Origin of the sequence: Lactobacillus panisapium, assembly GCF_019469265.1 — a bacterium.
In the GTDB taxonomy this organism is placed as follows: domain Bacteria; phylum Bacillota; class Bacilli; order Lactobacillales; family Lactobacillaceae; genus Lactobacillus; species Lactobacillus panisapium.
Genome location: NZ_CP048268.1, coordinates 2,116,807 through 2,129,550, shown reverse-complemented (window position 1 = coordinate 2,129,550; position 12,744 = coordinate 2,116,807). Strand labels below are relative to the sequence as shown.

Genomic DNA, 12,744 nt, shown 5'->3' with positions numbered 1-12,744 from the left:
GAATAGGAAGAGAAATGGATATCACAGTTACAATTAATCCGTCCGTTGATCGTCTGTACCAACTTGATCATTTAGAAATAGGTGAGTTAAATCGGGTGCAGTTGGTGAAGAAAATGGTTGGTGGCAAGGGCATTAATGCTGCTCGTGTGGCAGCATGTCTTGGCGCCGAAACTATCGCCACCGGTTTTTTGGCTGGTCCAAATGGCCAATATATTTTAGATCAGGCCAAAAATGACCGTTATACCTGCAAGTTCATCACTACTAAAGGCAATACCCGTAATTGTTACACGATTATTCAAAATAATGGTGAAAAAACCGAAATTAATGAACAAGGCGATCGACTTGCACTAAGTAGCATGGATAATTTGCTTGCATCTTTGTCCTCACTAATTGTCAAGCACAACGTGACAGCTATTTCTCTGAATGGTAGTGTTCCACCAACTAATATGCAGCATATTTATTCTAAAATCATTACCAGTATTCGCAGGCTCGCACCACAAGTAAAAATCGTGCTGGATACGTCTGGCCAGGCATTGACTGAGGTGCTACAAAGTACCGCTTTGCCAGATTTTATTAAACCCAATGAGCAAGAAGCAGCTGAACTACTAGCAGCACCAGTAACGCGTGATTGTCAGAAATTGAAGCGAGAAATAAGGGCTAGCAGTCTTAATAAAATCGCTAATATCATCATTTCGCTGGGTGATCGGGGTGCTTTGGTTAAACATCATGATGACTTTTACCGAGTTAATTTTAAGCCTGTGGAAGTAGCTAATACCGAAGGATCAGGGGATTCCGTTGTTGGCGGATTATTATACGCGCTTGATCGGAAATATGACTTTAAGCAAGCGATTAGCTTAGCAATTGCGGCGGGTACAGCCAATGCAATGGAAACAAAAACCGGATTTGTTAAGCGCGAACAGGTACTCGCGATAATGAACACAATTGCCATAACGAAATTGGATAATTAGAGAATAAAAATATTTTTAGGAAGCGCTTTCCAAATATTGAAAAATATGCTAGGATAAAAACATAATTAGTTAGGATCGTAACAGCTTAGAAACTGGCGAAACCGAAGAAGTATACAAATTTGTATGCTTTTTCGGTTTTTTTTATGCAAAAAGGAGTGTTCAAATGACGCAAAGACAATATTCAAAATCATTAGTCAATGAATTGCAGACTAATTCATTAAGCCAGGTAATTAATGGTGTGCAAGAAATCGTTAAAGTCGTGCCAGGGCAGAGGGGAAAGCCACGATTAGATATTCTTGATCCTCATGTCAAGCAGATTATCAAACAAAAAATGAGTGAAGGTGTTGGCAGCAAGCCGTTTTCATTAAATTTTGACCGTAATCGTCCAGAAAACATCACTTATGACTTAACGACAAGTGAGGTGCTGGAAAAAGAAAGTCTAATTGAGATAAATAATGACCATTATATTGATACTTTTATTTATCAGCCAGTAAATATTATCGCTAAAAATCCTGTTTTGATTTACTTACATGGCGGAGCATATATGACAGGAAAAGTTGAAGAGTTTGGTAAGCAAATGAAATATATTGCCGAACAGGCCCAGACAACAGTGGTTTTCCCGCACTATAGATTAGCTCCAGAAAATCCTTATCCAGCAGCAATTGAAGATGTGCTCGGCATTATTAACTGGGTAAAAGAAAATCACGCTGAGCTTGGTTCTACAAATCCGAAGATGGTGCTAGCGGGCGATAGTGCCGGAAGTGGACTGATTAATTCATGCATTGTCATACTGAAAGATAGCTCAATTATTTCCCGGGTAATAGAACTGTATCCAGCAATTGATAACGATATGGCACCATATTATGATTGGCAAAAGTTTGCTGTATGTGCGGAAGACGAAAAATATGTGAAGAATCGAGTACAGCGAATGCTTAATTCATTGACTAGTTTTGAAGAAAACTATTTGCATCATCAGATTGATCCGCGTGATGAAATAGTTAACTTGTTTAATATTAGAAATTGGACTAAAATTCCGCCGCTAACGTTTATTCTTAACCAATATGATTTGATTACATTAGTTGCTGAGGAATTTATCAAAAAGGCTTTACAGCATCAAATAGATGTAAATGTTATTAAGTATTTAGGCTGTGATCATGGTACGCTGAACTTTTTTGGTACTGAACCTCAAGCAGAGGATATGTGTTTAGAGATAGCTCGAATTCTTCAAGATGAGGGCAAGAAATAATAAAGCTCATAGATGAATTTTGGCTAGATAAATTACAAGCGCAAAAATAACAACAAATTAATATAGGATCGTAACAGTTTAAAAACTGGCGAGACCAAGATATTGACGATTAATGCACTTTTACTGGTGGTATTAAGAGTCTTTGTTTTGGTCTCTTATTTTTTAGGAGGAAAAAATGTCAATAGTAGGAGCACGAATTGATAACCGATTACTTCATGGGATTGTGGCAACTAGTTGGGCACCCAACGCTAACGCTACGCGCGTAATGGTAATTGATGATGATGTAGCTAATGATTTACAAAAAAAGCAAGCGATGAAATTAGGCAGGCCGTCTGGCATGGCTGTATCCATAATTTCTAAACAAACGGCATTAACTAATTTTAAGGCGCATAAATATGACCGGCAGAAAGTTTTTATCGTCTCTCAGACACCTGATGTTTTCTTGGCATTACTTGAGCAAGGCGAGGATATCAAAGAGCTCGTGTTAGGCGGAACGTTAACTTACACTGAAGCACTTAAAGTAACGAATAGGGCCTATATCAAGCCGAATCAAATAGAAACTTACCAGGCCATTTTAGATGCGGGCTGTAAAGTGATTTCTAAATATGTTCCGCAAGATGAAAGTGTTGACGTTGCTAAAATTTTGAAAAATAGAAAAGCGGGTGCTTAACAATGGGTTTCACAATTGGACAAGTAATTTTGGTTACAATTTTAGCTTATCTTCAGAGACTAGATTTTGAAACAACGCAAATTGTACCAATGAATTATATGTTTTGGTCATGTATAGTTGGTGCGATTTTAGGCGATTTTCAAATGGGATTAGTTGTTGGTGCAACGATCCAGTTAATGTCATTAGGAGTAGCGGCGTTAGGTGGTAGTTCTGCACCGGATTATGCTGTTAGTGCAATGATTTCAACTGCTGTAGCAATCGGAACTGGTAAAGGAATGGCAGCCGGTTTGGCACTAGGTGTACCCGTAGGAATGCTTTGCATACAACTGGATGTTTTACTTAAAATTCTCAATTCATTTATTACCAATAAAGCGCACGAATTAGCCAATAACCGGCAATATCGCAAAATGAGAATGTTAATTCCGGTAATGACGGCTTTAATGCCACTTGAATCAGCTGTTCCCGTTTTTATTGCAGTGTTATTTGGAAAAACAGTTGTTAATAGCATTTTGAACTTGATGCCTACCTGGTTTACGGTTGGCTTAAATGTTGCCGGAGGAATGCTACCAGCAGTTGGAATGGCTATGCTGTTATCATACATGCCATTAAAAAAGTATGGCTATTGGCTATTAGTTGGTTTTGCTTTATCTGCCTATTTAAAAATGCCTGTCTTAGGGGTAGCCTTAATTGGCGTTGCTGGCGCCATCCCAACATTTATGAATTATTCAAATAAAACAAATCAAACTAGTGCTGCAGCAAGTGCTACTGGTTTAACTCAGGAGGATATGGAAGATGAATAATACCACGGCAAAACAAGACAGCAGAATTCTAACGAAAAAAGATATTTGGCGGGCAATGAGACGACACTACCTTGCTATTAGTACATATAACTATGATAGTGGCTTTGCAGCAACCTTGGTTTGGGAGTTGTTTCCAGCGCTCAGTAAAATTTATCGTGGCGATCCAGATGGCTTACAAGCTTCAATCGATAATCAATTTAAATTTTATAATTGTAATCCATGGATGTCGCCCATTATTACTGGTGCAACCTTGGCCGTAGAAGAAAAAGGTAAAACCAAATCATTGCAAGCTGTTCAGGATTTAAAAACTGCCTTGATGGGGCCTTTTTCGGGAATTGGTGATGCCTTAATTTGGGTATTATTCCCAACGGTTTTAGGCGCAATTGCTGCTTCGATGGGAAAGCATGGCAATAGTATCGGCATGTGGATTTACTTTGCCGTTTATGTATTATTTTTCTTTTTACGTTCATTTCTTTACCAACTTGGCTATGACTCAGGTGCATCTTTAATGACCAATATGAGTGATCAGCTTGCTGCTTTAACTGATGCCGTATCAGTATTAGGAATCGCGGTCATTGGCGCTATAGTACCTTCGACAGTGAATTTTAAATTAGCTTTGAAATTTAGTCAGGCAGGTGTCTCACTTACGGGTCAACAAATTTTAGATCAAATTATGCCGGGACTACTGCCGGTATTATTAACTGGCTTGCTGTACTGGATGCTGAAAAAGGGGCGAAAAATGACCACCCTAATTTTAATGGTAATTGTTATTGCAATGGTCGGCGCAGCATTAGGAATATTTAAGGCTTGATATGAAACAAATAGTAATTATTTCTCACAAAACGATGGCTCAGGGAATGGCCGATACAATTAATTTTTTTGCTGGCGATATACCCAATTTGCACTATATTTGTGCTTATCGTAATGGCAAAAATAATTTTCCAATTAAAGAATTAACCAATTTGATTGCTACATTTGAACCACAAGAACAGATTTTTCTCCTTACCGATTTATTGGGTGGCAGTGTTAATCAAAATTGTACCCAATTAATCAAAAATCCAAGGATAAACGTTATTACTGGCGCTAATTTAGCATTGGCATTGTCAATTGTACTGGATCCCAGCGACCACCTTTCTGCTAAAAAAATAGCCGCATTAGTTAATGAGGCTAAAGAACAAATGATTTATATGAATGATTATGCAAGCGAAAATGAAGCTGATGATGAATAAGGAATGTGAGTATGAAGATTATTAAAGTCTTTAATAATAACGTTGTTTTGGTCGATGATGAAAAACATGAACAGGCAATACTTTTTGGTAATGGCATCGGTTTTAAGAAACAGCCAGGGGATGAAGTTGTTAAGACTAAGGGGGTTCAGACTTTTATTAAAAATATCAAGGACCCTGAATGGCTTAATTCGTTATCGAGTTTACTAGAAAATGTACCGCTGGAATATTTAGCCGTTTCTAAAAATATTGTTGATCATGCCGAGAAAAAGCTCAATACGACTTTCAATCAGTTTTTAATTATTAGCTTGGCAGACCATATTTATTTTGCCGTTAAAAGAAATAAAAGAAATGATGTTTCTTCCTTGGTCAGCGTGAAAAATGTGTATCCTTTGGAGTATAGTGAAGCACTTGAAAGTGTTAACTGGATTAACTCAACTTTTAACGTTAATTTGCCATCCGGTGAAGCGGGATTAATTGCAATTCATTTTGTGGAAAATGAAATAACGCCCATCAATGAAAAACAGCAGTTAAGTGAAAATGCCACGAGTTTGCATTTAAGTAAAGTTCTTCAAATCATAATAGCAGACTTAGGCTATCCAGAGCAGCCAACAACACTTGAGCGCCTAACGGTTCATTTAAGATTTTTAATTACGCAAATACAAAATAATCAGGATTATCTTCCTGTAACTTCAGCTGATAATCAAACAATTTTGGCCGCATTTCTGAAGCAGTTTCCTGAATTAAAGGGGACTCTAAAAAAACTGCAGGACTATTTTTACCAAGAAATGAAGTATCAGCTAAATAGCAGTGAGCGTTTATACTTAGTTATTCATTTAAAACAAATTGAAAATAGTTCTGATGATGAATAGTACAAAAGATAGTCAGACCAAGCAAAAATAATTGCTAGAATAACTTAATCAGCTGGCGTAATCTGCAAATTTTTGAAGAAACCTTTGGTGCCAATATCAACAAAGAAACCAATAGTTCCCCGAGGTGATGCACCGTTTTTTAAATGATCGACTTTCAAAACAAGACGGTCATTAAGATAAAATTTACCAGTTTCATCCTTTATTTCTGCACGTAAATCAATCCATTGGTTAAGAGCAATATTTGCTGGTCCTTCAAAGTCTGTAATGTGATGAGTGCGGAAATATTCAAAGTTATATTTGGGGTAGGAAAAATATTGGACTGCATGCTGCTTTCTTACCGGATCGGTTGTTTGACCATTAGTAGGTCTAATGTAAAAAGATTCAAATGCTGAATCATCTTCATTAATACGAAATGCTAAGCCGATAAAACCGCGAGCAAAATCTGGAGCATCTGGCAAAAGTTGGCTAAGTACCTGTACTTCAATTGTACCGTTATGAAAGTCACACCCGGCTAATTTGGCATAAGTGTTTTTGTCAAACTCGTAGAGCTTTTGTGCTTTGATTACGCAAAGTGTAGGCTCATGGTTGATAGAAACTAGTTTAGCTTTGGTATTAATAGGTATTACTTTTAGTTGATCGCTATTCATTTGCTGTCCCTTCTACGTGGTTGCAATTACTCATGACAACCATGTCTTTATTCCTGCTTCTGCAGTTAAGGCTATATTAGGATAAGAATGTGGCCCTTTAGACTGATTATAGCAAGAAACGATCCTTGAAGCAGGCTAATTAAGTAGAGCGAAGTGGTTATTTCCCGGGTAATAGAACGAATATTAGTAATAAAAAATAAAGTGATCAAACTTTAACATCTGGTAAAAGTTTGATCGCTTTTTGTGGACCACTAATAGTTTTATATTTCAGTGAGAACATTATTTTTGCTTAATCAGTTTTAAATTAGCAATTAGCAGTTCTTGAAAACTGGTATCAGCTGAAATTGATTTGTCAGAAAACCAACCAGTCCCGACATTAATAATATCTCCAATTAACAGATCACGTCCGCATCGACTAGCTAGTAATTGTGATTGAGCATCATCAAATTCAGTGGCTAACAATTGGTGTTTTCGTAATATTGCTTTGAATTGAATCTCTATTTTAATATGACTAAGCCCTATTAAGTTGAAATTAGGACTTTGTCACTCTTATCCTTTCTGCTTTATTTGATCTCTCTGAATTTTTAGCTCTATTATTTGGATGATCAGACAGAAATCAAAGACAAAGAAAATTATACAACAGGCAATCGCTCCAATTAATGCAGGCTGATCAGTAATCCCGCTAATAATTTCTGAAATAAATACGGTAAAAAGAAAAAGGGGTATTATGAACAGGTTTGACAGGTGATTAGAGATGCGAAACAAAAACTGTAACTTGGATTTTTGATCTGAATAGAGATCAAATGCACCTTCTGACTTGAGTTTGCGAAAGTATGTCCACTTACCCCTCTGACCAATTTTTTCAATTCCGGTATCTGCTAAGAAACTATAGTAGTCTTGACGTTTGCTCTTTGATAGTTTTGCCTTAAAATCTAGACGGTAAGTGTAAGCAGGCTCGGTATCAGTAAAAGTGTAAATTAGACCAGAGACTTTTTTCAGTTGCCAGCCTTGTTCTGCCATTCTATTAAGCCGATCTTCTTCTTGATGGTATTTGCTTGGTAAAAACCACCTAATTCGTTTCTTTTCCATTTTGGTTTTCTCCCTCAATTATCAAATGTCCATTTTTGACTAATTCTTTTAGTCGCTTAAATTCAGCTAAAATAACGTCCTTTCCTTTGTCAGTAATAATATACTGCTTTCTTTGTTCAGAGCTGCTAGTTGGCAAAGCACTAATCCATTGGTACTGTTCTAACTTGCTAAGTGCGCCATATAATGTACCAGCGGCTATGTTGATACGACCATTAGTCATTGTTGCTATCTTTTTCATAATGCCATAGCCATGAAGCGGCTTAAATAGAGACAATAATATGTAATAGTATGCTTCAGTTAAAGCATTTTGTTGTTTGTTCATTGTGAGTGATGCTCTTTCTCCAGATAAAGTATATCGGATGTCGATATATTAAATATATCGTGGCCCGATATATATGTCAATAAAAAGATGTAAAACTAAACTAACTAAATAGTATAATGATTTTAATAAGAGGGTGAATAAATATGAAAAAATTAGTTAGAGATAAAATACCTGAATTTGCTAAAGATGCTAATTATCGTCATCTTACACAAAGTGAAATTGAACCAGCTCTAAAGAAAAAATTGATTGAAGAAACTGGAGAAGTTGTCAACGCAACAAGTGGGACTAATTTGATTGAAGAGCTAGGTGATGTTTATGAAGTTATCAGGGCCTATTTGGAGTTTAAGGGTGTTAGCCAAGAGGAATTTCTAAAAATAGTTGGTCAAAAACGAGCTGAAAAGGGTGGCTTTACTGAATTTATTGAAATGGAAACTAAAAACTAAGTGTGATAGTTTGCGTATTTACAATGCTAATTAAAGTTGCTCGATAATTAAGTCACAATCTATCTCCCTATTTCCTAGGAAATAAATTTCTAATCCGTACTTAAGTTGTGATAACTAATAGTAATTGAAAAGCCTTAATAATAAGTATTTTTAATTTTTACTATTTTGATAAATAATAGCAGTATAAGATTAGTAACTTTAAGACTTAGGAAAGAAGCAGTAATGAATAATATTAGAGACCACTATTTTGAGGGTGAAAGAATTCTTTTTGGCTTGAGTAACAGTGAAATAGAAAATGTTACTTTTGGTCATGGCGAATCGCCGCTTAAAGAAGCAAAAGGGATTAAACTAAAGAATTCCGTTTTTAAATGGAAATATCCTTTATGGTATGACAATGATATTAGGGTTGAAAACACGGTTTTTGAAACGATGGCTCGCAGTGGTATTTGGTATACCAAAAATATCTCAATTTATAATTCAGCTATGCAAGCTCCTAAATTGTTTCGGCGTTCTGAAAAAATTGTTCTTGACCGTGTGCACTTTGCCAATGCTGAAGAAACGATGTGGACGTGCCGAAAAATTAAAGTCACTAATAGTCAAATTAACGGGGACTATTTCGGCAAAGACAGCAGTGACATTTATTTAGATAATGTTAGTGTAGTAGGCAATTACGTTTTTGATGGTGCCAAAAACATTGAGGTTCACAATTCGACTTTTATTTCTAAGGATGCTTTTTGGAATTGTGAAAACGTAACGGTCTATGATTCAACTATTGATGGTGAATATCTAGCCTGGAATAGTAAAAACGTCAAATTTATTAACTGTAAAATTCAAAGCAGTCAGGGACTAAATTATATCGACAATTTGGTCTTGACGAATGTAAGTCTGACTCATACTGATTTAGCCTTTGAATATGTTTCTAACCTTGATGCGGATATTGTGACTAAAATCGATAGTGTAAAAAACCCAATTTCTGGTAAAATAGCTGCGCCATGCATAGGTAAATTGATTATGGATCCGGCTAAAATAAATCCTGCGAAGACTAAAATAAACTGTGCTAAGATTGAAGTAAAAGTAGCTCGTTCAGATCAAAATCAGAAACCAAAGGAATGAATATGCAAACAAATTACGATTTTACCAATGCACCGGACAGAAGCAAGACGGATTCTATTAAGTGGGATGTTGAGCCAGGAGAACTACCAATGTCTTTGGCTGATATGGATTTTCAAACCGCTCCGGAAATTATTGCAGCGATGAAGGAAAAAATTAACTTAAAAGCATTTGGCTATGAATGGCCTGGTGCTGCTTATTTCAATGCCGTTGCAGATTGGTATGATAAAGAGCACAGCCACCGCCCTGATCCTGATTGGATGATTTTTACAACTGGCGTTGTGCCCGCTATTTCTTCAATTGTACGTCGTGTTAGCCACCTAGGCGATAATATCTTAGTACAAGAACCGGTTTATAATGTCTTTTACAATTCGATTGAAAACAATGGTCGTCACGTTCTAGCAAGTGATTTGCATTTTACTGGTGAAAATTATCAGATTGATTGGCAGGACCTTGAGCAAAAGCTGGCATTACCATTAACAACGCTAATGATTTTTTGTAATCCGCATAATCCGATTGGCAAGGTCTGGACAAAGCAAGAAGTTCAAAAAATAGCAGATTTATGTCTTAAGCATCACGTGGTACTTTTGTCAGATGAAATCCATGGCGATCTAATCAGAACTGGCAAAGATTATACACCGGCGTTTGCTGTTAATGGTGTTTCACGTGAAAACATTATTTCGCTAGTTTCTCCTAGTAAAACTTTTAACGTTGCAGCACTTCATGCAGCGACTGTGATTATCCCTAATGATAATTTACGTGAAATTGTTAATCGGGGTCTTAATAGCGATGAATTGGCTGAGCCAAATTTACTTGCAATTCCAGGTACTATTGCCGCCTATACTGAGGGGCAGAGCTGGCGCCAAGCTTTAATCGCTCAGCTTAACGATAATTTCACCTATGCCACTAATTTTATTGCCAAAAATCTACCTGAGCTTAAGGTAATTACGGGAGATGCCACGTATTTAATGTGGCTTGATGTTCAACAAGTTAGTCATAATTCAGCAGAATTAGCGCAGTTCTTACGCCAGGAAACTGGACTAATTGTTTCACCAGGGAATATTTATCGTGGTAATGGCGCTGACTTTTTGCGGATTAACTTGGCTTGTCCACTAGCAATGGTTCAAGACGGTTTGCAGCGCTTAAGTGATGGCATAAAGAAATATCAAAGTAATAAAAAATCCAGCAAATAATGTTAACCCACTAATTAAACTGCTCTAACGAAGTATTTATAATGAAGTTAAGCCCCATAATTAATTATGGGGTTTTTGCATGACTAGAAAGTTTTTTTGCAAAAAAATACATGACTCTGGTAAATTACCGGAATCATGTTTCACTTTTTGGCTTCTAATCTACTATTGAGCCGTTACAAGTGCCTTTGTTTGATTTTAAAAAAGTAGAGGTGCTTTTAAATTCTCAGTCGTAATGACCGATTTCCTTAATTTTTATTTTTTTGAAAATGTTGAGCCAATTGTAGTGCCGTTGCAACATAATCTAAAATGGTAGTGACAGTCACTAAGACTTTTTTACCGCTAAATGATCCTTTGAAAAGCAGCGGTACTTGCGCACCCATGGCAATGAATAACACGATTATCAACAAGCTTGCGGGTGAGAAGGGACTACCATTGTTAGTAAACTTATTTAGCAGATTTTGGATTGTTTTAACAGTTTGCGGCGGCAGTTTCATTTTGTCTGCTAAAATTTTTAAGAAATTTTGGTTTTTAAAAACGGGGATTAACTGGGCACTGGCTTCATGAGAGAGTTGCTTTAATTGCACTTGAACCTTTTTGCTGTGGCCCGCACAGTATTGCAATAAGTTCTGCACTTGCTCCAATCCAGCCTGAGTCCAAGAATAATTTTTGGTGTGCAATTCCTGCCATATTTTTGGCATATGACTGGTTGTTTGGCCAATTTGTTTTAATATTTGCTGTGTTGGTTTGGCGCGTAATAAAGTTTGTGACCAATTAACGAAGTATTTTTCAATGTGCATAAAATACACCTCCTGTTACCTCATTATAGCAAGGGCATAATAGAGATTGGTTTGATACGCTCAGAAAAATTGTGGCGGTACATTTAGTTTTTATAACATCTTATTATAATTAATTAGCTTATTTAAGAGTGAATAAAAAAGTGTTAAAACAAAAAGTCACAGCAGTTATAAGAACTATTGTGACTGAGATAAACGTTGTTACACAAGGGATGCGTTTTAGTTATGTGTAATCGTTATCAAATTATTTTTTGCCAATCATCTTATTGTGTAAAGTATTTGCCTGTGAGTTTGTCTGTGCGATACCAACAAAATTCAGACCAAATCTTTTAGAAACACGGTTTAGTGTTCCATAAGTTGAATTAATAGCCAAAGTTTGGTTACTGTCAGCTCCTTGGACAATAACGTATAAATCACTGCCTTTAAGGTCATTATTGATGTTTAGGTGGTCAATAAAAGTTTTTAAATAGCCCGACATATTTGACCAATAAACAGGAGTTCCGATAACGATAACATCGGCACCTTTTAATTGGTTCCATACTTTAGGGAAGTCGCCATCTCCTTGGCCGATTTGGGGAATGCGGTAATCGACTAAATTAATTTGTTTGTATGAGCTGCTTCCAAATAGTTTTTTGGCAAGATTGGCCGTATTACCATCTTTATTTTGACTAGCGTTAATAAATACCCGTCTGGCACCTTGATTAGTTTGGCGCGGCTTAACAAATTTCTTTTTTGCTTTGGATTTGGCCGTAACAGAACTAGAATCAGAATTTAAGCGTGTTGTGATTACGGCTGTTCCTGCTACTAGGCCAATGATTGCTAAAAAAATTGCCAGTTTTTTCAGCAGATTAAACTTCTTATTCATTTTTCTTACCTCCTAATAGTGTCAAATTGTTTTACGTGAAACATTCTATTCACGTTTTTAATTAATAAATTGTTCTTGAATATCAACAAAGTTCATGTTGGCAACAGAGGCAAAACGGGCGATAACATCAGTTACTGGCTTAATGGCATCTGTTGGATCAGTCCCTTGGATAAAAACAGAAATTTTTTTACCGGCTAAAGTATTAAAATCTTTGCTTTGACCGATTCTTTCAATGAATGTTTTTAGATAGCCGCTCATATAGTGCCAATAGGCTGGGGTACCGAGAATAATCCAATCAGCTTGTTGTAATTTTGCAAAAACCTCGTCAAATTGGTCGTCAGAATAGCTTTGATTAATTTGGTAGATTTTATAATCAACAAGATTGATTTGCTGGTATTTTCGGCCATTTAAATAATTTTGACCCATGCGACTAGTAGTTCCTGAACGGTTTTGACTAGCGTTAATAAAAACGATGTTAATTTTAATTACTTCCCTTCCA

At 36.4% G+C, this 12,744-nt stretch carries 17 protein-coding genes; 10 read left to right on the top strand and 7 right to left on the bottom strand.

Annotated elements, in window-relative coordinates; translation table 11 throughout:
- Window positions 1-14: 14 nt before the first annotated feature.
- The 7 genes from GYM71_RS10070 to GYM71_RS10040 all read left to right on the top strand — a co-directional run bounded on the left by GYM71_RS10070 (window position 15) and on the right by GYM71_RS10040 (window position 5,782).
- Entirely contained in the window at window positions 15-968 is a 954-nt protein-coding gene (locus tag GYM71_RS10070) for a 1-phosphofructokinase family hexose kinase (RefSeq protein ID WP_220220379.1), read from the top strand.
- A 163-nt stretch (window positions 969-1,131) separates the two neighbouring features.
- Window positions 1,132-2,214: an alpha/beta hydrolase gene (locus GYM71_RS10065; RefSeq protein ID WP_220220378.1), complete on the top strand. Its 1,083-nt coding sequence runs from the start codon at window positions 1,132-1,134 to the stop codon at window positions 2,212-2,214.
- A 175-nt stretch (window positions 2,215-2,389) separates the two neighbouring features.
- On the top strand, window positions 2,390-2,884 hold the full coding sequence (locus tag GYM71_RS10060) for a PTS sugar transporter subunit IIB (protein WP_220220377.1): 495 nt from the start codon (window positions 2,390-2,392) through the stop codon (window positions 2,882-2,884).
- Between the two features lie 2 nt (window positions 2,885-2,886).
- A complete protein-coding gene (locus GYM71_RS10055; RefSeq protein ID WP_220220376.1) occupies window positions 2,887-3,684 on the top strand; it encodes a PTS mannose/fructose/sorbose/N-acetylgalactosamine transporter subunit IIC in 798 nt (265 codons plus the stop codon).
- The gene (locus tag GYM71_RS10050) at window positions 3,677-4,495 is read left to right on the top strand and encodes a PTS system mannose/fructose/sorbose family transporter subunit IID (protein WP_220220375.1); all 819 of its coding nucleotides are present in this window, start codon (window positions 3,677-3,679) and stop codon (window positions 4,493-4,495) included. The genes GYM71_RS10055 and GYM71_RS10050 overlap by 8 nt, the downstream gene beginning before the upstream one ends.
- Before the next feature lies 1 nt (window position 4,496).
- Window positions 4,497-4,913 (top strand): PTS sugar transporter subunit IIA, encoded by a 417-nt coding sequence (locus tag GYM71_RS10045; protein WP_220220374.1) that lies wholly within the window; start codon window positions 4,497-4,499, stop codon window positions 4,911-4,913.
- A gap of 11 nt (window positions 4,914-4,924) precedes the next feature.
- The gene (locus tag GYM71_RS10040; RefSeq protein ID WP_220220373.1) at window positions 4,925-5,782 is read left to right on the top strand and encodes a PRD domain-containing protein; all 858 of its coding nucleotides are present in this window, start codon (window positions 4,925-4,927) and stop codon (window positions 5,780-5,782) included.
- Window positions 5,783-5,826: 44 nt separating this feature from the next.
- Here GYM71_RS10040 and GYM71_RS10035 read toward each other — a convergent pair whose 3' ends face one another.
- The 4 genes from GYM71_RS10035 to GYM71_RS10020 all read right to left on the bottom strand — a co-directional run bounded on the left by GYM71_RS10035 (window position 5,827) and on the right by GYM71_RS10020 (window position 7,840).
- Window positions 5,827-6,429, bottom strand: coding sequence for a hypothetical protein (locus tag GYM71_RS10035; RefSeq protein WP_220220372.1), 603 nt, complete (start codon window positions 6,427-6,429; stop codon window positions 5,827-5,829).
- A 279-nt stretch (window positions 6,430-6,708) separates the two neighbouring features.
- A complete protein-coding gene (locus GYM71_RS10030) occupies window positions 6,709-6,891 on the bottom strand; it encodes a hypothetical protein (RefSeq protein WP_220220371.1) in 183 nt (60 codons plus the stop codon).
- A gap of 87 nt (window positions 6,892-6,978) precedes the next feature.
- Window positions 6,979-7,518 (bottom strand): DUF2812 domain-containing protein, encoded by a 540-nt coding sequence (locus GYM71_RS10025; protein ID WP_220220370.1) that lies wholly within the window; start codon window positions 7,516-7,518, stop codon window positions 6,979-6,981.
- Window positions 7,499-7,840: a PadR family transcriptional regulator gene (locus GYM71_RS10020; protein ID WP_220220369.1), complete on the bottom strand. Its 342-nt coding sequence runs from the start codon at window positions 7,838-7,840 to the stop codon at window positions 7,499-7,501. Before GYM71_RS10020 ends, GYM71_RS10025 begins: the two co-directional genes overlap by 20 nt.
- Window positions 7,841-7,983: 143 nt before the next feature.
- On the opposite strand from GYM71_RS10020, the gene GYM71_RS10015 reads away from it, so the two are divergent.
- The 3 genes from GYM71_RS10015 to GYM71_RS10005 all read left to right on the top strand — a co-directional run bounded on the left by GYM71_RS10015 (window position 7,984) and on the right by GYM71_RS10005 (window position 10,586).
- Window positions 7,984-8,283, top strand: coding sequence for a nucleoside triphosphate pyrophosphohydrolase (locus GYM71_RS10015; protein ID WP_220220368.1), 300 nt, complete (start codon window positions 7,984-7,986; stop codon window positions 8,281-8,283).
- A 222-nt stretch (window positions 8,284-8,505) separates the two neighbouring features.
- Window positions 8,506-9,396, top strand: coding sequence for a DUF3737 family protein (locus tag GYM71_RS10010; RefSeq protein WP_220220367.1), 891 nt, complete (start codon window positions 8,506-8,508; stop codon window positions 9,394-9,396).
- 2 nt (window positions 9,397-9,398) lie between these two features.
- Window positions 9,399-10,586, top strand: a complete 1,188-nt coding sequence (locus GYM71_RS10005; protein WP_220221227.1) for a MalY/PatB family protein — start codon at window positions 9,399-9,401, stop codon at window positions 10,584-10,586.
- 245 nt (window positions 10,587-10,831) lie between these two features.
- Here the strand turns inward: GYM71_RS10005 and GYM71_RS10000 are convergent, their stop codons facing one another.
- From GYM71_RS10000 to GYM71_RS09990, 3 genes are all read right to left on the bottom strand, one after another.
- Window positions 10,832-11,383, bottom strand: coding sequence for a hypothetical protein (locus GYM71_RS10000; RefSeq protein WP_220220366.1), 552 nt, complete (start codon window positions 11,381-11,383; stop codon window positions 10,832-10,834).
- Between the two features lie 241 nt (window positions 11,384-11,624).
- A complete protein-coding gene (locus GYM71_RS09995; RefSeq protein WP_220220365.1) occupies window positions 11,625-12,245 on the bottom strand; it encodes a flavodoxin family protein in 621 nt (206 codons plus the stop codon).
- Between the two features lie 57 nt (window positions 12,246-12,302).
- Window positions 12,303-12,710: a flavodoxin family protein gene (locus tag GYM71_RS09990; RefSeq protein ID WP_272876725.1), complete on the bottom strand. Its 408-nt coding sequence runs from the start codon at window positions 12,708-12,710 to the stop codon at window positions 12,303-12,305.
- Window positions 12,711-12,744: the final 34 nt, after the last annotated feature.

Bases quoted from the DNA above. Each gene is read 5' to 3' on its own strand.
- GYM71_RS10070 (WP_220220379.1), top strand. From the start codon at position 15: ATGGATATCACAGTTACAATTAATCCGTCCGTTGATCGTCTGTACCAA.
- GYM71_RS10065 (WP_220220378.1), top strand. From the start codon at position 1,132: ATGACGCAAAGACAATATTCAAAATCATTAGTCAATGAATTGCAGACT.
- GYM71_RS10060 (WP_220220377.1), top strand. From the start codon at position 2,390: ATGTCAATAGTAGGAGCACGAATTGATAACCGATTACTTCATGGGATT.
- GYM71_RS10055 (WP_220220376.1), top strand. From the start codon at position 2,887: ATGGGTTTCACAATTGGACAAGTAATTTTGGTTACAATTTTAGCTTAT.
- GYM71_RS10050 (WP_220220375.1), top strand. From the start codon at position 3,677: ATGAATAATACCACGGCAAAACAAGACAGCAGAATTCTAACGAAAAAA.
- GYM71_RS10045 (WP_220220374.1), top strand. From the start codon at position 4,497: ATGAAACAAATAGTAATTATTTCTCACAAAACGATGGCTCAGGGAATG.
- GYM71_RS10040 (WP_220220373.1), top strand. From the start codon at position 4,925: ATGAAGATTATTAAAGTCTTTAATAATAACGTTGTTTTGGTCGATGAT.
- GYM71_RS10035 (WP_220220372.1), bottom strand. From the start codon at position 6,429: ATGAATAGCGATCAACTAAAAGTAATACCTATTAATACCAAAGCTAAA.
- GYM71_RS10025 (WP_220220370.1), bottom strand. From the start codon at position 7,518: ATGGAAAAGAAACGAATTAGGTGGTTTTTACCAAGCAAATACCATCAA.
- GYM71_RS10020 (WP_220220369.1), bottom strand. From the start codon at position 7,840: ATGAACAAACAACAAAATGCTTTAACTGAAGCATACTATTACATATTA.
- GYM71_RS10015 (WP_220220368.1), top strand. From the start codon at position 7,984: ATGAAAAAATTAGTTAGAGATAAAATACCTGAATTTGCTAAAGATGCT.
- GYM71_RS10010 (WP_220220367.1), top strand. From the start codon at position 8,506: ATGAATAATATTAGAGACCACTATTTTGAGGGTGAAAGAATTCTTTTT.
- GYM71_RS10005 (WP_220221227.1), top strand. From the start codon at position 9,399: ATGCAAACAAATTACGATTTTACCAATGCACCGGACAGAAGCAAGACG.
- GYM71_RS10000 (WP_220220366.1), bottom strand. From the start codon at position 11,383: ATGCACATTGAAAAATACTTCGTTAATTGGTCACAAACTTTATTACGC.
- GYM71_RS09995 (WP_220220365.1), bottom strand. From the start codon at position 12,245: ATGAATAAGAAGTTTAATCTGCTGAAAAAACTGGCAATTTTTTTAGCA.